Source organism: Streptosporangium becharense (assembly GCF_014204985.1).
Lineage (GTDB): Bacteria > Actinomycetota > Actinomycetes > Streptosporangiales > Streptosporangiaceae > Streptosporangium > Streptosporangium becharense.
This window is the reverse complement of the sequence record NZ_JACHMP010000001.1, coordinates 5,477,593-5,494,966: the sequence shown is the minus strand read 5'-3', so window position 1 is coordinate 5,494,966 and position 17,374 is coordinate 5,477,593. Positions and strand designations below refer to the sequence as shown.

Sequence of the window (17,374 nt, the reverse complement as noted above, 5' to 3'; positions counted from 1 at the left end):
GCGCGCTCACCGGTCGCGGGCGGCCAGTTCGTAGCAGGCGATGGAGGCCGCGGCCACCACGTTGAGGGAGTCGACGCCGCGGGCGGTGGCGCGCGGGTCCATGCCGATCCGCACGGCCTCGTCCGCCTCGTGCAGCCAGCGCGACGACAGGCCGTCGCCCTCGGTGCCGAGCATGAGGGCACACCGCTCCCCCAGGTCGACCTGGCCGAGGGGGGTGGCGTGCTCAGCGGGGGTGAGCGCGAGGAGACGGTGACCGGCGGCCCTGATCTCGGCGAGGCCGCCGTACCAGTCGGTCATCCGGGCGTACGGGACGCTGAAGACCGCCCCCATCGAGACCTTGACCGACCGCCGGTACAGCGGATCCGCGCAGCGCGGCGAGAGGATCACCGCGTCGACCCCGAGTGCCGCGGCGCACCTGAAGATCGCCCCGACGTTGCCGTGGTCGACCAGATCCTCCAGGACGAGCAACCGGCGCGGGCGGGAGGCGTCCCGGGCCGGCGTCCCGGCGTCCCGGCGTCCCGGCCCGGCGTTCTGGGCGTCCCGGGCCGGCGTCCCGGCGTCCGGGCACGGCGTCCCGGCGGTCCGCTCCGGCGTCCCGGCGTCCCGACCCGGCGTTCCGGCGATCCGGTGGCCGGCGGGCTTCTCCGGCGCCGTGCCGGACAGGATCTGCCCCACCGTGGGCGTGGGGAGCCGTTCCATCGCGGCGAGCGCGCCGCGGTGCACGGGGAAGCCCGTGATCTGCTCGACGGCGGCGTCGTCGAGCAGGTGGACGCGGTCTGCGAGCCCTTCGAGGAGGTCGGCGAGCGACTCGGCCCAGCGGGGGGTGAGCAGGACGGAACGCACCGGGTAGCCCGCCGCGACGGCCCGGCGGATCACCTTCTCCCCCTCGGCGATGAACAGGCCGTGCTCGGCCTCCATGCTCTTGCGCAGCTCGACGTCTCGCAGGTTGGCGTAGTCGGCGAGGCGGGGATCGGTGAGTTCAGGCACCTTCGAATACTGCCATGGCCCGCCTGAGCTGCCATATCAGCGCGTACCCGAACAGCAGCGCGCAGCAGCCGACGAACACCCCCGCACCCACCCTGGTCACCAGCTGGGCGGCGGTCTGCGCCGGGAACGCCATCGGCCAGGCGACGGCGCCGAGCAGGACCGACACGACGGTAGCGATGAGCACGGCGGCGCGTTCCCCGGCCGGCAGGGCCAGCCGCTCCGGCAGCTCGCGCGCCTCCATCCTGGACAGGCCGCGCAGCACCCACCAGACGACGATCACCAGGCCGGCCACCGTGGAGACGTACTGCAGCAGGCGGAACAGGGAGACGACCCCGGCCACCCGGGTGTCCAGCCACGGCCAGCCCCACATCGCGGAGCTGTAGGAGTGGGTGAAGGAGTCCCAGACCTTGTGGGTGAGCGCTCCCACCACACCCCCGGCGACGACGGCCGGCAGCCTCCGCAGGCCGTACATGCCGGGGCTCACCGCAGCGGCCCGCCCGGCCAGCGAGGGGGGCAGCAGCGCGGTCAGCGGGTCGCGGAGCACCAGGTGGAAGACCGCGAGGAGGACGACGACGGCGAGCGGGTCGATCGTCAGGACGCCCCGCAACGAGTGCCAGACCCTGTAGTCGGGCAGGAAGGGGAAGAAGATCGGCAGGTCGGGCACCATGGCGCCCAGGGCCAGTGCCCAGGGGTCGAGCACCGCGCGGATCCGCCGCGAGGAGATCAGCGGCAGCACCGCGGCGACATGGCTGGGCGTGAACGGCACGGATTCCCCCCGGTTCGACGACATCTGCATCTGGCGGCACGTCCGCCTCGCGAGACTACGCCCCTGTTGCGGCCCGGGTTTCACAGCTTTCCGGCTCGACCGCATTCCGTCACCGGTAGATTACCCAACGATGTCGACGGGATCGGGAGGCACGGTGGCCGAGCGGACTTCGACCGCGGTACCGCCGCGGGCGGCGAGCGCCGCGTGGCTGCGTGACGCCCGCAGGGCACGCCTCCTCTCCCTGGCCACCCTGGTCTGGCTGGGGGCGGAGAGTCTGGCCGGGGTCGCGGCGGGGCTGGCGGCGCACTCGGTCGCCCTCATCGGCTGGGGCGTGTCGGCCCTGGTGGAGGCGGCGGCCAGCCTCATCGTGGTCTGGCGGTTCACCGGGGCCCGCACCCTCTCCGCCGACGCCGAGGAGAAGGCGCGCAGGGCGGTGGCGGTCAGTTTCTGGCTGCTCGCGCCTTATCTGGCGCTCCATGTGGCGCATGACCTGGACGCCGGCCACCGGGCCGCGCCGAGCATGCTGGGGATCGCGGTGACGGCGGTCAGCGTGGTCAGCATGCCGGCTCTGGGGCTGGCCAAACGGCGGTTGGGGGCCCGGCTGCACTCACCGGCGACCGCGGGCGAGGGCACCCAGAACCTGATGTGCGCGCTGCTCGCCGCGGGGGTGCTGGCCGGTCTGGCACTGAACGGAATCGGCTGGTGGTGGGTCGATCCGGCCATGGCGCTCCTGGTGGCGGCGGTGGCCGTCCGGGAGGGCCGCCGGGCGTGGCGCGGGCGTCTCTGCTGCCACTGAGAGGGTTTCCCGCCCGCTCTGATCAGGGGAACGCGACGCTTCGACGCATTTACTCTCGGTGATAACAGCAGCAAAAGGGGTGTTTTCCCGAAATAACCGCACACAGTACAGTTCACGAGAATTGCGGCGGTCCCCGGCACGACGGCCCGCCGGCTCCCCTGGCATCGACACCGAAGAGGGCATCGTGGGCGGACGGCACCGGACGGATGATCTCGAGGACGACTATCCCCCGCGCCGGCAACCGCCCCAGCGACGGCGCGGGGGGCGAGGCGCGGTGCTGGCGCCGCTGGCCGGATCCGTCGCCCTCGCGGTGCTGCTCGGCGTCGCCGCCTTCGTGGTCGTCAACCGCGACCGCGGATGCTCGGGGGACGCGCTCCCGCTGCGGGTGACGGCCGCACCGGACATCCAGCCCGTCCTGTCGCGGATCGCCGCGCGTTTCAACGAGGCGGCCCACGAGGTCGACGGCAGGTGTGCGGTCGTCACGGTGACCAAGGCCCTTCCGGCGATCGTGACCTCGTCCCTGGCCGGTGTCGGCGGCAAGACCTCGCCCATGCACGTGTGGATCCCCGATTCCAGCCTGTGGCTCTCCAGCCTGCGGGCGGACAGGGCGGACGTGCCGACGGAGGGCACCTCGGTGGCCCGGTCGCCGATCGTGCTGGCGGCCTCCGGCTCGGTGGTCCCGAACCTGAAGAAGAGCCTGGGCGAGATCCGGTGGAGAGGCGTGGTCGGCGCGGCGAACGTGGCCAACGTCGACGGGCCGGGCCGCAAGGTGCGCGTGCTCATGCTGGACCCCTCGCTGAACGCCACCGGGCTCGGTGCCCTGCTGTCCGCCTCCGCGGCGGTCGGGCCCGGCGGCGCCGGGCAGGAGCAACTGGTGGGTGCGCTCAAGAGCCTGTCGGGGTCGAGTGCGACGCTCCGCGACCAGGAGGCGCTGCTGTCCAGCCTCGGCGTCAAGGGTGCCAAGGCCCCGGTGGGCGTCGCCTCCGAGCAGAGCGTCTGGGCCTTCAACACGACCAGGAAGCCCGAGGTGCCCGTCGTACCGCTGTATCCGGCCGAGGGGACGCTCAGCCTCGACTACCCGATGGTGGTCGTCACCGAGCAGGCCGCGGAGCGCGCCGCCGCCGAGGCGTTCCGGAAGGAACTGGAGGGCGAGGCGTCCCGCGAGGCCCTGCGAAGCGCGGGGTTCCGCACCCCGGACGGCAGGGGCGGCAAGGCGATCTCCGACTCCGGCGGCTTCCGGGCCCAGGCCCCGCAGGCGCTGAAGACGCCGGACGCCAGGACCGTGGCGGGGATGATCCAGACCTGGTCCCGGATCAAGCTCGGCAGCAGGCTCGTCACGCTCCTGGACGTCTCGGGGACGATGGCCCTGCCGGTGCCCGGCACCCGACTGACCCGGATGCAGGCGATCAGCAGGATCGCCATCGAGGGCATGAGGCTGTTCCCCCTCAAGAGCGAGATGGGCCTGTGGGAGTTCTCCACCCACCTCGACGGCCGGGGCGTCGACTATCGCGAGACGGTCCCGGTCGGCCCGCTCACCGAGAACCTGGACGGGGTCCTGCGCCGGGATCTGCTCAACCGGAAGCTGGCCGGCGCCCGGGCCAAGGAGACCGGTGACACCGGGCTCAACGACGCCCTCGCCGCCGCCTACGAGCGGATGACCGAGGAGTACCAGAGCGACAAGATCAACACGGTGCTGGTCCTCACCGACGGGGCGGGCAACGACGATCCCGACGGAGGGATCTCCAACCGGGAGATCCTCACCAGGCTCAAGGAGCAGTACGACTCGGAGAAGCCGGTCAGCGTGCTGATCATCGCCTTCGGTCCCGACGCTCCCCGGGGCCGGCGCCAGATGGAGGCCCTGGCCAAGGCGACGGGCGGCGAGGCCTACATCGCCAAGGACGTGCTGGAGGTCCGCAAGTTCTTCCTGGAGGGCATGAAGCGTCGCCTCTGCGCACCCAACTGCTGACCCTTCCGGCATCTTCTTCCCCGCTGATGGCCGCTGTCACATCAGCATCAACCATCACTTTTACCCCAATTCATGCCGTATCGGCATGGGGTACGGCTTTCCGTCAACCGGGTGCGGAGGGGTGACGTCCTACGCGTGCGGGGCCTGGAACGGGCGGTGGTGACGCCCGTGAACGAGTCCGTCCTGCGGGGAGGAATGTCCGTGCCCGGATGGCCGGCCGTCGGCCGAACCGACGACCAACAGCTCGTCGCGGCACTGCGGCGTGCCGACGTGACGGCGCCTGCGGGGCTGTACGACTTCTATGCCGAACGCCTCAACGACTACGCCTACTCGCTGCTGGGCGACCGGGACGCCGCCGCCGAGGCCGTGCACGACGCCCTGGTGACGGCCCGGGACCACGTGGACCGGCTGCGCGAACCCGCGCGGCTGCGCGCCTGGCTGTACGCGCTCACCCGCTTCCGGTGCGGGACCGGGACCCGCGGCCCGCGCGGACCCGAGCCGGGGCTCGGGCCGGACGCGTACGGCGACCCGGGGGAACGCGAACTGGCCGCGCTGGTCCACGAGACGCTGGCGGAGCTGGCCGCGAGGGAGCGGGAGATCCTGGAGCTGGCGCTCCGTCACGGCCTCGGCGCCGGCGAGGTGGGCACGGTGGTCGGGCTGGGCTCCCGGCAGGTCGCGGCCAGGCTCGGCCGGGCCCGCGACCACCTGGAGAACGCGGCCGGCGCCGTGGTGCTCGCCAGGGTCGGCCGCGCGCACTGCCCCGAGCTCTCGGCGATGGTGGACTCGTGGGAAGGCCCGCTCAGCCCGGCGCTGCGCGGGCGGCTCGCCGCGCACATCGGGCGTTGCGAGGTCTGCGTCGAGCGCAGGAACCTGCACGTGCCGGCCGGACGGCTGCTCGATCTGGTGCCGATCGCCTTCCCGCCGCTCTCGCTGCGCCGCCGGGTGATCGAGACCTGCCTGACCCCGGACCCGCGCGGCACCCGCGCCGCCGGAGGCACCGTCCGCCTCGACCGGGCGGGATTCCCCCCGGTGATGGGATCGCGCACGCGAGGGCGTCCCGTACGGGAGACCGCGGTCCTGCCCGCGCGACGCGGACGGCGCGGCCGCGGTCCGATCGTCGCGGATGATCGTGCCGTCCTGCCCGCACCGCGCGGACGGCGCCGCGCGGACGAAGGCTCAGCGCCGGAGACCGCGGTCCTGCCCGCACCGCGCGGGCGGCGCCGCGCGCGCAGGGGGCCCGTGGTGCTGGCGGCAGTGTGCGTGCTCGCGGCTACCGGGGCCGCGGCCGTGGTGGGGGGCCGGGAACTGGCCGGAGGCGAGCGGGGGGACCTCCGGGGGGCGCCCGGCACCGGCACCGCTCCGACCGCGCTGGAATCCGGCCTCGGCCGGGACCCGTCGCCCCGACCTCCGGCCGGCCCGGACCCGGACCCCGGCACGGATCCCGACCCGAACCCGGCCCCCGGCATGGACCCGGACCCGGACCGCGGCGTCGGCACCGGCGCGGACCCGGCGGCCGGGCCCGCGCCGGACCCGGCCCCCACCCGCGGGAGACCCCTCGATCCCCCCGCGTCCGTCCCCACCGCCACGGCCCGGCCCTCGGCCCGGCCCTCGGTCCGGCCCACGGCGACCAGGCGGCCCGGGACCGCCCGGCCCCGCCCCACCCGCGAGACGACCCCGGCACCCGCGACCGGGAGGCTGACCGTCTCGTGCCCCCCGGAGATCGGGGAGGACGCCGGCCGGATCCGGCTCACCGCGAGCGGAACCCCGATCTCGTGGTCGGCGACCGCCTCCGCAGGGCTGGAGGTCCGCCCCCGGAGCGGACGGCTCAAGGCCGGGGCGAGCGGCGTGATCTGGGTCACTGCGACCGATCCCACGGAGGGCGGGGCGGGACGGGTCGCGTTCAGGTCCGCCGGGGGTGACCCCAGCTGTGCCATCCGATGGGAAAGCCCTGCACCCGAGGCTTCCGACCCCCCGGAGGACCCGCCGCCGGAGCCGGATCCGACCCTCTCCGCGGCCCCCGGGACGGAGGCCGACGAGAGCTGACTCTTGCCTCCGTTTTACCCGACACGAAGACTTCTCTCAGGGATCCGGTAAACCATGGACTGGTGCCAAGCGTCGGCATTGACGTCCATGCTGAGTGATTGGTCACATGAAGGCCCGATCAATCACCCCATTACCAACCCGGGAGTTCGGAGATGTCGATCAATCGCAGGGTGCTCACATGGGCGCTCACCTTCGCATGTATCGCGGGGGCTGTGATCGCGTTACTCGACATCGACACCCCGCTACGCCTGATTCTCACCCCAATGTTCCTTTTGGTAGTCCCTGGGGTCGCGGTGGTAGGACTGTTGCGTGATCGTGACCCTGTTGCGGCACTATCAGTTGGGGCAGCGGCAAGCCTGGTCGTGAACGTTCTCCTGGCCGCTGCCATGCTGACTTTTGACGCATGGTCGCCTCGCGCCGGAGTCGCGACGGTCGCGGTGCTCGGCGGCTTCATATACGTACTACGCGTGTTGTACCGGGGGAACGCAAACATGCAGACTGAACAGGGGGTCAGGTCAAGGTGAACATCGTCGTTGTTCGCCCGGGGGACCTCGGGGAGTCCGAGATCTCCCGATGGCGGGAGTTGCAGGTGGCCGACAAGTCCCTGGACAACCCCTTCCTCTCCGTGGAGTTCGCCCTGGCCATGGGCCGTCTGCGCAGCTATGTGCGGGTCGCGGTCATCCAGGACGGCGGAAAGATCGTGGGCTTCTTCCCGCACGAGCGCCACAACTTCGGCATCGGCAAGCCGCTGGGCGGCTTCCTGACCACCTGCCACGGCCTGATCTCGGTCCCCGGCCTCAGGCTGGACGTACGTGAGCTGCTGCGCGCCTGCAAGCTGTCGGTCTTCGACTTCGACCACCTGGTCCCCGGCCAGCCCACATTCTCCCCGTACGAGTCGGACGTCCGCCCGGCGCCGATCATGGACTTCAGCGGCGGGTTCGACGCCTACATCGCGCAGGTCAAGGCCAACTCCCCGAAGAACCTCAAGACCGTGCGCTACAAGGAGCGCAAGCTCGGCCGCGAGCAGGGCGAGCTGCGCTTCGACTGGGCCTCGGCCGACCCCGCCACGCTCCGCACGCTCACGAACTGGAAGTCCAACCAGTACCAGCGGACGGGCCGGGTCGACCGGTTCGCCCAGCCGTGGATCGTCCGGCTGATCGAGGAGATGCACGCCGCGGACTCCGAGAGCTTCGCGGGGATCCTCACCATGGTCTACGCCGGGGACACCCCCGTCGCCGGGCACTTCGGCCTGCGCACCGCGACCACCCTGGTCGGCTGGTTCCCCGCCTACGATCCCGAGTTCGCACGATACTCACCCGGCATCGTGCACCACCTGCTCATGGCGGAGCGCGCCGCGGCCGCCGGGTTGCAGCAGGTGGACATGGGCAAGGGCGGACGTGAGTACAAGAGCTGGCTGAAGAACGGTGACCTGTTCGTCGCCGAGGGCCGCGTCTCGCGTCCCTCCCCCGCTGCCGCGGTGCACTGGATGGGCCGCACGCCCGTCAACAAGGCCCGCACGCTCGTCACCGACAGCCCGAACCTGTACCGGATCGCCGACCGCGTGCTGAAAGGTTTCGGCCGCATGCGCTCCACCGCGCAGAACCAGTCGGAGGCGCCGGTCGCGAAGGAACCATGGGGAGTGGGTTAGGCCGCTCCCGTCACCGCACACCATCTGCCAGGACCCTTGCATGCATCCCTCAACGCATTCGCCATTTCCCCCGATCGTCCCGATCACCAATGGCTCCGGGTCCGTCCGCCAGTCACCTTTGACGACCGACCGCCCGGAAGGACATCCGACATCATGAGTCCCGACATCATCAAGCAGTTCAGCAACAAGCACTTCAACGGCAAGCCACCCTTGCGCGCGGTTCCGCCGATCGAGCGTTTCACCCCGATCACCCCGCACATGGCGATCTCGCCCACCGTCAGCGTGGTGGTTCCGGCCATGAACGAGGCGGAGAACCTCCCGCACGTCTTCGCGACGCTGCCGCAGTGGATCGACGAGATCGTGCTGGTCGACGGCAACTCGGTGGACGACACCGTCGCCGTGGCCAAGAAGCTGCGTCCCAACGTCCGCGTGGTGACCCAGACCGGCAAGGGCAAGGGTGACGCGCTGGCCGCGGGCTTCGCCGCCTGCACGAGCGACATCATCGTGATGATCGACGCCGACGGGTCCACCGACGGCCGCGAGATCATCCAGTTCGTGGGTGCGCTGGTCACCGGGGCCGACTTCGTCAAGGGCTCGCGCTACGCCTCCGGCGGCGGCAGCGACGACCTGACCTTCAACCGCAAGTTCGGCAACAAGGTGCTGACCACGCTGGTCAACAAGATGTACGGCACCAGCTACACCGATCTCTGCTACGGCTACAACGCCTTCTGGACGCGGCACCTGGACGTGCTCAACCTCGACTGCGACGGGTTCGAGGTCGAGACGCTGATGAACATCCGGGCCGCCAAGGCCGGGCTCAAGGTTCACGAGGTCCCCAGCCACGAGCGCTGCCGCATCCACGGTGAGAGCAACCTGCACGCGGTCCGTGACGGCCTCCGGGTGCTGCGCACGATCATCCGCGAGTGGCGCAGCAAGCCCGTCCAGGTCGTCCGCGAGGCCGCCAAGACCACCCGTGCGGCCGACCAGGGCGCCGCGTAGCCATGAAGAGCAGTGTCGTCATCTGCGTCTACACCGAGGAACGCTGGGAGGACATCCGCGCAGCCGTCGAGTCGGTCGAGAACCAGCGGCGCAAGCCACACGAGATCATCCTGGTCGTCGACTACAACCCGGATCTCCACCTGAGGCTCAAGCGGGAGTACCCCCACGCGGTCGTGGTGGAGAACACCCAGGAGAAGGGGCTGTCCGGCGGCAAGAACACCGGTGCGGCGATCGCCACCGGCGACATCGTGGCGTACCTGGACGACGACGCTGTGGCCGAGCCGGGCTGGCTGGAGGCGCTGGAGGAGGGCTTCCAGGACCCGTCCGTCGTCGGGGTGGGCGGGCTGACCAGGCCGCTGTGGGCGAGCGGGCGCCGTCCCGGCTGGTACCCGCACGAGTTCGACTGGACCGTGGGCTGCACCTACCGGGGCATGCCCACCAAGCGGGCGCCGATCCGCAACGTCATGGGCGGCAACGCGGCCTTCCGGCGGCAGCTCGTCGGCGACGTGGGCGGGTTCCACACCGGTATCGGTCGCAGCGTCCAGGGACGCAAGCCTCGCCCGCTGGGCTGTGAGGAGACCGAGTTCTGCATCCGGCTGTCGCAGCGGATGCCGGGCTCGATCATGCTGTTCGAACCGCGCGCGGTGATCGGCCACAAGGTGCCGGCCGTCCGCGCCACGTTCGCGTACTTCCGCTCCCGGTGTTACGCCGAGGGCCTGTCCAAGGCGCTGGTCACGCAGAGCGTGGGAGCCGGCGACGGGTTGGCGAGCGAGCGGGCGCACGCGCTGAAGGCGTTGCCGCTGGGTGCGCTGCGCGGTGTCGGGGACGCCCTGCGGGGCGACCCGTCGGGTCTGGGCAGGGCCGGCGCGATCGTCGTCGGCCTGGCCTGGACCACCTGGGGTTATGTCGTCGGTTCCCTCCGTCTGAAGCGGGTGCGTTCATGATCCGCGTGCCGATCCTGATGTACCACTCGGTCTCCGCCCGGCCCAACGCCGAGACGAAGCCGCTGGCGGTGCACCCCTCGGCCTTCGCCGACCAGCTGGCCTACCTGGCGGACCGGGGTTTCACCCCGCTCACGGTGGCCGACCTGGTGGCCACGCTGCACAAGAACAACGACCGCTCCCTTCCGGAGCGGCCGATCGTGCTGACCTTCGACGACGGCTACGCCGACTTCCACAGCGAGGCGCTGCCGGTGCTGGAGCGCCACGGTTTCCCCTCCACGGTCTTCCTGACCAGCGGGTGGGTGAGCGACGCCGGCAAGGACGCGGCGGGACGGCCCCTCGACACGATGTTGTCGTGGGCCCAGGCCCGTGAGGCGGTCTCGTGCGGGGTGGAGATCGGCGGGCACAGCCACAGCCACCCCCAGCTCGACCAGCTGCGCGACGACGAGCTCCGCCAGGAGCTGCGCCGCAACAAGGCGCTGCTGGAGGACAAGATCGGGTCGCTGGTCTCGACGATGGCCTACCCGTACGGTTACTCCAGCGCGCGGGTGCGCCGCGAGGTGCGCAGGGCGGGCTACTGGGCGGCCTGCGCGGTGAACAACGCCATCGCCGCCGACCGGCACGACGTGCTCGCGCTGCCGCGCCTGACGGTGGCGCAGGGCACGTCGATGAAGATGTTCAGCCGGGCCGTCGAGGGCAACCAGATCCCGCTGATCTACGCGAGGGAACGCGCTCTGACGAAGGGTTACGCCGTCGTCCGGCGCACCAGGTACGGTCTGCGCAGGGTTCGCGGGCTGGCCTGACGGGCATCGCGGCCGCCTCCCGGGCCTGACCGGTCCGGGAGGCGGCCGGTGCTCTCCGTCCCGGTCCGCGGGTTCACCCGCGCCCGGGACGGCCGGTTCCGGCGGGCCGGAAAGAGGCGCGGACGGGTCGTCTCCCGGCCGCCGGCCCGTCCGCCGCGTGCCCGGCGCCGCCCGGCACGTGTTCCCCGGCGGAGGCGCCGTCGTTCCCCGGCGGAGGCACCGGGCACCGTCTCCCCCGCGGGAACGGTGCCGCCGCGACGGACGGCACCGCTTCGGCGGGAACGGAGAACGGCGGTCGTACGCCGCCGGTGAGCGGCTCTCCGGCCGCCGTATCGATTTTCACCGGTCTGCGCGGGACGCCTGATCGTGGCGAATCCGAACGTTCGTCTGTCACGCTCACGTCCGCGTAGCCGCCATGATGTTAGACGTGAGGCAACGGGCAGGTAATGACGTGACAACCGAGGCGGCGAGCACCGCCGAGGTCGGGGATACCGACTCCACCACCCCCGTGCCTTCGGACGGTACACGGGCCGGGTCCGCTGACAACACGGCCGCCCCGACGCCCTCCGAGGCACGCTCCGGGGTGCCTTCCGAAGCGTCCTCCACGGCGCCGGAAGGCCCGTCCGGCGAGGCGTCCGGCGACGGCGACCCCGAGCGGACCGCCGCCATCCGGATCCCCGGCAAGGCGGGCGGTCCCGGCAAGGCGGGCAGCGCCGACGAGAAGGGGGCTCCCGGCAAGGCGGACGCCTCTCCCGAGGACGGCACCGCCGGGAAGGGCACCCCCCGTGACGGGGGCGACCCGGATGCGGGCGACGCCCACGTCACGGGCGGCGACGCCGGCGCGGACGACTCCCGTGACGCCGCCGACGGGGACGACGGGGACGACACCGCCGACGGGGACGACACCTCGGCCGCGGTCTCCGGGGCGGCCTCCGCCGGGGCGACCGGCGAGACGTACGAGACCACGGTGCGGCTGCGCCTTCCCGCGGCGCCGCCGAAGCCCGACCGGAAGATCGCCGGTCCGGGCATGGCGAAGGCCCCCGGATCCGGCGCCGGACCGGGCAAGCGTCCGGACACCGGGCCCGGGGCCGGTGACGGTGCGGTCCCAGGCGGCCCGGAGAAGGCCGTACGGGCCCCGGCGACCCCACTGGCCGCACCTGTACCGCCCGCCGCCTACGGAGGCTCACCGGCCGGTTCGAGACCGCAGGGAGTGGTCGCACCGGCTCCGGCCCCGGCCAGGCAGTCCCGCCGGGCGACGCTGATGCAGTCGGCCGCCACGTGGCTGCCGCCGCTGCTGACGATCGAGGGCCTGGTCATGTACGTGCTGGCGCTGCGTGCGGCACCGGGACCGCTGCGCGGCGTCGACCTGACGGAGATCGACGGCCTGGGGCTGATCTCGGCTCTGCCGGTCACCGCGTTCGCCGCGATCATCCTGATGCTCGTCGCGTTCTTCGTCACGGTCGCGCAGAACACCGACCGCAAGTTCCTGCTGTTGTTCCAGATCGCCGCGATCACCTTCGCCCTGCACGGGGCCGCGGCCCTGATCGAGGACGAGGCCCGCTTCCCCACGGCCTACGTGCACGCGGGCTTCGTGGAGTACATCAACCGCACCGGTGAGGCGTCCCCGATCCTCGACGCCCGCTTCGCCTGGCCGGGGTTCTTCGCGCTGGTGGCCTTCGTGACGAAGGCGGCCGGGGTCACCGACCTGTCGCTTCTGATGAAGTGGACCCCGCTGCTGTCCAACCTGCTCTACCTGCTGCCGTTCGTGGTGATCCTGCGCCAGGTGGTCGCCACCACCCGGGCCCGCTGGTTCGCCGCGCTGCTGTTCGTCATCGTGCAGTGGATCGGCCAGGACTACCTCTCCTCGCAGGGCTTCACCTACGCGATCTACCTGGCCTTCGTGGCGATCGTGCTGCGCTGGTTCGGCAAGGTCGAGCCGCGTGACAAGCCCATGCCGGCCAAGGGCCGCATCCGGAGGCTGCTGGCCAGGCTGGACGGGCTGACCCCGGGCGAACTGCCGCACGCGACCGGCGTCTACGACCGGTCGATCATGCTGATCGTGCTGATCGGCCTGTTCGTCACCGCGACGGCCTCGCACCAGATCACGCCGTTCATGATGCTCGGCGCGCTGACCGGGCTGATCCTGCTGCGACGCTCCTCGGTGAGCTGGGCGTTGCCGTTCTTCCTCGGCCTGGTGGTGCTGTCGTGGATCAGCTACCAGACGGTCACCTTCTGGAGCGGGCACATCGACCAGCTCTTCGGCGGCCTGGGCCGGATCCTGGAGAACCTGCAGAGCAACACCGGCGACCGGATCGACGGCAGCGACCCCAAGCACGCGCTCGTCCTGTCGGCCCGGCTCGGCATCCTCGTCGCCATCCTGTCGCTGGCCGCCGTGGGCCTGCTGCGCCGCCTGCGGCGCGGCGTCGGCGACCGGGCGGCGCTGCTCCTGCTGTGCATCCCCGTCCTCGCCCTCGGCCTGCAGAGCTACGGCGGCGAGATCGGCCTGCGGATCTACCTGTTCGCGTTGCCGGGCGCCTGCATCCTGGCCGCGTACGCCTTCTTCCCCAACCTCCCGGCGGGCACGGAGGACGCCTCGGAGGAGACGGTTCCGATCCGCAGGCGCAACATCCGCTTCAACCCGCAGCTGACCCGCCGGATCTCACTGCTGCTGGCCTCCGGGTGCGCCGTGGTGCTGGCGATGGCCTTCCTGGTGGCGCGCTACGGCAACGAGCAGTTCGAGCGGGTCTCGGCCAGCGAGGTCGCGGCGATGCACTACGTCTACGACCACGACGACCCGAGCGCCCGCATCCTCTACCTGGTCCCGCTGATCGGCCCGGAGGTCACGCCGATCATCCCGTGGGGTGAGCGCGACTTCGACAAGATCTCCTACGAGCAGGTGCTGGTCGACAAGAACCCGGAGCAGCTCTCCTCGGTGATCGACAAGCTGCGCGTCTCACCGCCGAACACCTTCCTGGTGACCACCCGCGGGCAGGCGGCCTACCTCCAGCTCAACCACGGTTACCCGGCGGACTGGGCACAGCGGTTCCGCGCCGCCCTCGACGCCCACAAGGAGCTCAAGCGGGTCTTCACCGGTGATGAGGCCGCGGTCTACACGCTGAAGACCTATCCGAAGAACGCGGAGATCCCCGAACGGGGGTCGCCGACCGGCGGCAACGACCCGACGTCCCCGTGGACGCCGGTCGGCCTGGCCGCCCTGGCGGTGACGTGGATCGCGCTGTTCACCTACGAGGCGTTCCACCTGCGGGGGGCCGAGCGGACGGTCAGAGCGCGGCGGCGCGTCCTCTACCTGGCGGTACCCGCGTTCCTGGTGGCCGTGGGCGTGATCGCCGAACGGTTCATCGTCATCGGCTACCAGATCCAGTAGCCGCCCCGGCGACGACGAAGTCCCCCCGGTGATCCCCGGCTTCACGCCATACTCTTCACCGTTCACCGGGGGGACGCACGCCTCCGGCAACGGGTCCGAAGGACGGTCAGATGCGCAGAGGCGAACCCCGCGACGTCGAGGAGACGTCGGCTCCCGCACTTTCCACGCCCCCGGGGCGGCTCGCCGCCGTCGACGCCCTGCGCGGGTTCGCCCTGCTGGGCATCCTGGTGGTGAACATCACCTACTACGCCTCCGGCTACCGGATGGCGGGCCTGGCCACCCCCTGGTTCACCTCCCTGCTCGACTGGGAGGTGCGCGCGGTCGTCGCGGTGCTCTTCGAGAACAAGTTCTACCTGCTCTTCGCCTTCCTGTTCGGTTACAGCTTCACCCTCCAGGTCGACTCGGCCCAGCGGGCGGGGGCGTCGTTCGTCCCCAGGTTCCTGCGCCGCCTGGCGGGGCTGTTCCTGCTGGGCATGGCGCACGCGATCTTCCTGTTCCCCGGCGACATCCTGGCCACGTACGCGATGGTCGGGCTGGCGCTGCTGGTGCTGCGCGGGCTCACCCCCCGAGCCGCGATGATCCTGGCCGTCGCGCTGACCGCGGCGCTCGCCGCGGGCATGCTGCTGCTGGCCGGTCTGGCGATGGCGGGCGGCGGAGACGCCTTCGGGGCGGTGGCCGAAAGCGCCGCGCAGGCCGAGCAGGCCGACCGCGCGTTGCACGGCTCGGCGGGGATGATCATCAGCGAGCACGTGCACAAGCTCGGCAGGATCTTCCTGCTCCGGGTGTTCGTCCAGTGCCCCACGGTCCTGGCCGCGTGCCTGGTCGGGCTGGCCGTGGGCAACAGACGGCTGCTCTGTGACGACCCATCGGAGCACCTGGCCGTCCTGCGCCGGCTGCAGTGGGCGGGCTTCACCGTCGGCCTGGCCGGGGCGGGGGTCTACGCGCACGCGACCTGGTCGGGCGGCGGCGGCGCCTACCACATGCTCGGGCAGTCGGTGAACCTGGTCACCTCGCCGCTGCTGGCCGCGGCGTACGCCGCCACGCTGCTGCGCGTGCTGCCGGCGGTGCCGCGCCTGGCCGCGCTGTTCGCGCCTCCCGGACGGATGGCGTTGACCAACTACCTGGCCCAGTCGCTGATCTGCTCGCTGATCTTCACCGGCTACGGGCTGAGCCTCGTGGAGACGCTCAGCCCGCTGCCCGTGGTGTCGATCGGGTTCCTCCTGTTCGCGGCACAGGCCGCCTACAGCCGCCTGTGGCTCGCCCGGTACCGCTACGGGCCCGTGGAGTGGTGGCTGCGCTGGCTCACCAACGGACGCAGGCCCGCCTTCGTCCGCCCTCCGCGCCACACGGCGCTCCCCGGCGTCAGGCGCCGCCGCGCGCGCTCCACTTGACCTCGTACGCCTTGAGCTGGAACTGCTTGCCGTCCACCGTGGTGGTCACGGCCGTGTCGGCGGTGTTGACCATCACGAGCTGGCGCGCCTGGGCGAGGACCTTGACCCTGGTGTCGGAGGAGGTGACCGTCTCCAGCGCGACGTCGGCGGGGAACCACTTGGTGAAGCCGCTCATGATGCCCGCCATGGGCAGCTCGGCGCCGGTCTCGGGGTTCCACAGGCAGCCCTGGCACTCGTCGGCGTCCTTGCGCTGCGGGCTCCAGTAGAGCGAGGTGGCGGCGCCGCTGGCGGCGAACTCCATCATCGCGGCCGTCTGGACGGCGATGCGACGGTCTTCGGCCCAGTCTCTGCTGTTCGGCTCGACGTACCACTCGGCCCACCAGACCGGCAGGCCGCCGCTCTTCTCCCTGAGCCAGGTGGTGAGAGCGCTGAACTTGCCGAGGGCGGTGAACTCGTCGGGGTAGGCGCCGGCCTCCTTGGTGACCGAGGCGCCGTCGACGATGATGAAGTCGGCACCCTTCTTGTTCTTGATCCAGTAGGAGACGGCGTCGAGGTCACGCTGGTCGACGACTCCCCAGGCGCCCTTGACCTCGGAGGTCCTGCCCTCCGCCGGGGGGCTGCTGCCGACCGAGACGTACGGCCCGCCGACCTTGATGTCCTTGTTCACGGCCTTGAGAGCGGTGTAGACCTTGTTGTACAGCTCGGTGTAGCCCTCGATGTCCCACCGGTTCTGGGCGGTGTTCCAGAAGCCCTTGAGCTCGTTCCAGACCATGTAGTGCTTGACGGTGGGGTAGCGCTTGGCGACCGTCGCGGCGAGCTTGGCGTAGGCGTCGAAGTGCTCGCGGCGAGGCGCGGTCTCCAGCTCCGCCCAGTCGGTCCGGCCCGAGGTGCCGCCCTTCATCCAGTCGGGTGCGCAGCAGAGCGTGATGATGGGAACGGCCTTGGCCTGCGCCATGAACTGGAGGCGGCTGTCGAGGTCGCGGAAGTTGTACTTGCCCGCCACGGGTTCGGGGTTGTCCGCACCCCAGCCCATGATGTGCTGGTTCTGCAGCATCGGGACCCGGCCGAGGACGTGCGCGGCGGCCCCGCTGACCTCGCTGGTGGCGTTGTCGGCGCTGAACTCGGTGTGGGTGATGCCCCAGCGCGGCCAGGCGTCGACGACGGGCGGTGCCTCCAGCACGGGTGCCGGCTGCGGCGGGGGAATCGTCACGACCTGTCCGCGAGGAATGTCCGGTCTGCCGGCGAAGACGATGATTCCCACCAGGAGAACCACCGTCACAGCCGTCGCCGCGAGGGCGATCGGCCAGGCCGGGCGTCGCCGCTGGTGCCGTCCGTTAGTGGGTATCACCGGGTTCCTCAATCTTCGCAGGTCATCCAATGTAGCGTTCCACAGTAACGGCGCCGGATACCGTGCCCGGGGCACGGTTCACAGGCAAGTGTTACCCGCCGCGCGTTCCAGCCTAGGAAGGGCGACTTGCAGATCGCTTGAAACTTCTACCGCAGTTTTCGGCCTGCTTCGCACCCCTTCCTACCCCTGCCGCCGGGGCCGCCCGGCTTCCCGCCCGGTGGTGGTTCGCGGTGGTCCGCACTGGTTCGCACTGGTTCGGGCAGACCGCCACTGTTCAAGCGGACCGCAGTGGTCCGGGCGG

The 17,374-nt window shown here is 71.3% G+C and carries 12 protein-coding genes; 9 read left to right on the top strand and 3 right to left on the bottom strand.

The window, feature by feature from the left end:
* Positions 1 to 6: 6 nt before the first annotated feature.
* Both F4562_RS24105 and F4562_RS24100 read right to left on the bottom strand, forming a co-directional pair.
* Positions 7 to 987: a TrmH family RNA methyltransferase gene (locus F4562_RS24105; RefSeq protein ID WP_311733953.1), complete on the bottom strand. Its 981-nt coding sequence runs from the start codon at positions 985 to 987 to the stop codon at positions 7 to 9.
* Positions 980 to 1,753: a DUF4184 family protein gene (locus F4562_RS24100; RefSeq protein ID WP_184541019.1), complete on the bottom strand. Its 774-nt coding sequence runs from the start codon at positions 1,751 to 1,753 to the stop codon at positions 980 to 982. The genes F4562_RS24105 and F4562_RS24100 overlap by 8 nt, the downstream gene beginning before the upstream one ends.
* A gap of 154 nt (positions 1,754 to 1,907) precedes the next feature.
* Here F4562_RS24100 and F4562_RS24095 point away from each other — a divergent pair, with 154 nt between their 5' ends.
* The 9 genes from F4562_RS24095 to F4562_RS24055 all read left to right on the top strand — a co-directional run bounded on the left by F4562_RS24095 (position 1,908) and on the right by F4562_RS24055 (position 15,725).
* Positions 1,908 to 2,549, top strand: a complete 642-nt coding sequence (locus tag F4562_RS24095; protein ID WP_312872161.1) for a cation diffusion facilitator family transporter — start codon at positions 1,908 to 1,910, stop codon at positions 2,547 to 2,549.
* A gap of 274 nt (positions 2,550 to 2,823) precedes the next feature.
* The gene (locus F4562_RS24090; protein ID WP_184541021.1) at positions 2,824 to 4,515 is read left to right on the top strand and encodes a substrate-binding and VWA domain-containing protein; all 1,692 of its coding nucleotides are present in this window, start codon (positions 2,824 to 2,826) and stop codon (positions 4,513 to 4,515) included.
* Between the two features lie 201 nt (positions 4,516 to 4,716).
* Positions 4,717 to 6,558 (top strand): RNA polymerase sigma factor, encoded by a 1,842-nt coding sequence (locus tag F4562_RS24085; RefSeq protein WP_184541022.1) that lies wholly within the window; start codon positions 4,717 to 4,719, stop codon positions 6,556 to 6,558.
* 520 nt (positions 6,559 to 7,078) lie between these two features.
* On the top strand, positions 7,079 to 8,206 hold the full coding sequence (locus F4562_RS24080) for a GNAT family N-acetyltransferase (RefSeq protein WP_184541023.1): 1,128 nt from the start codon (positions 7,079 to 7,081) through the stop codon (positions 8,204 to 8,206).
* Between the two features lie 153 nt (positions 8,207 to 8,359).
* Positions 8,360 to 9,205, top strand: coding sequence for a glycosyltransferase family 2 protein (locus F4562_RS24075; protein ID WP_184541024.1), 846 nt, complete (start codon positions 8,360 to 8,362; stop codon positions 9,203 to 9,205).
* A 2-nt stretch (positions 9,206 to 9,207) separates the two neighbouring features.
* The gene (locus F4562_RS24070; RefSeq protein ID WP_184541025.1) at positions 9,208 to 10,149 is read left to right on the top strand and encodes a glycosyltransferase family 2 protein; all 942 of its coding nucleotides are present in this window, start codon (positions 9,208 to 9,210) and stop codon (positions 10,147 to 10,149) included.
* Positions 10,146 to 10,949: a polysaccharide deacetylase family protein gene (locus tag F4562_RS24065; RefSeq protein ID WP_184541026.1), complete on the top strand. Its 804-nt coding sequence runs from the start codon at positions 10,146 to 10,148 to the stop codon at positions 10,947 to 10,949. Before F4562_RS24070 ends, F4562_RS24065 begins: the two co-directional genes overlap by 4 nt.
* Before the next feature lie 583 nt (positions 10,950 to 11,532).
* Positions 11,533 to 14,334, top strand: coding sequence for a hypothetical protein (locus F4562_RS24060; protein ID WP_184541027.1), 2,802 nt, complete (start codon positions 11,533 to 11,535; stop codon positions 14,332 to 14,334).
* 110 nt (positions 14,335 to 14,444) lie between these two features.
* On the top strand, positions 14,445 to 15,725 hold the full coding sequence (locus tag F4562_RS24055) for a DUF418 domain-containing protein (protein ID WP_184541028.1): 1,281 nt from the start codon (positions 14,445 to 14,447) through the stop codon (positions 15,723 to 15,725).
* Here the strand turns inward: F4562_RS24055 and F4562_RS24050 are convergent.
* Complete coding sequence (locus F4562_RS24050; protein WP_311733954.1) at positions 15,697 to 17,004, bottom strand: GH39 family glycosyl hydrolase; 1,308 nt, start codon at positions 17,002 to 17,004, stop codon at positions 15,697 to 15,699. The two genes, F4562_RS24055 and F4562_RS24050, sit on opposite strands and share 29 nt — an antisense overlap.
* Positions 17,005 to 17,374 lie beyond the last annotated feature (370 nt).

Bases quoted from the DNA above. Each gene is read 5' to 3' on its own strand.
- F4562_RS24075 (WP_184541024.1), top strand. From the start codon at position 8,360: ATGAGTCCCGACATCATCAAGCAGTTCAGCAACAAGCACTTCAACGGC.
- F4562_RS24070 (WP_184541025.1), top strand. From the start codon at position 9,208: ATGAAGAGCAGTGTCGTCATCTGCGTCTACACCGAGGAACGCTGGGAG.
- F4562_RS24065 (WP_184541026.1), top strand. From the start codon at position 10,146: ATGATCCGCGTGCCGATCCTGATGTACCACTCGGTCTCCGCCCGGCCC.
- F4562_RS24055 (WP_184541028.1), top strand. From the start codon at position 14,445: ATGCGCAGAGGCGAACCCCGCGACGTCGAGGAGACGTCGGCTCCCGCA.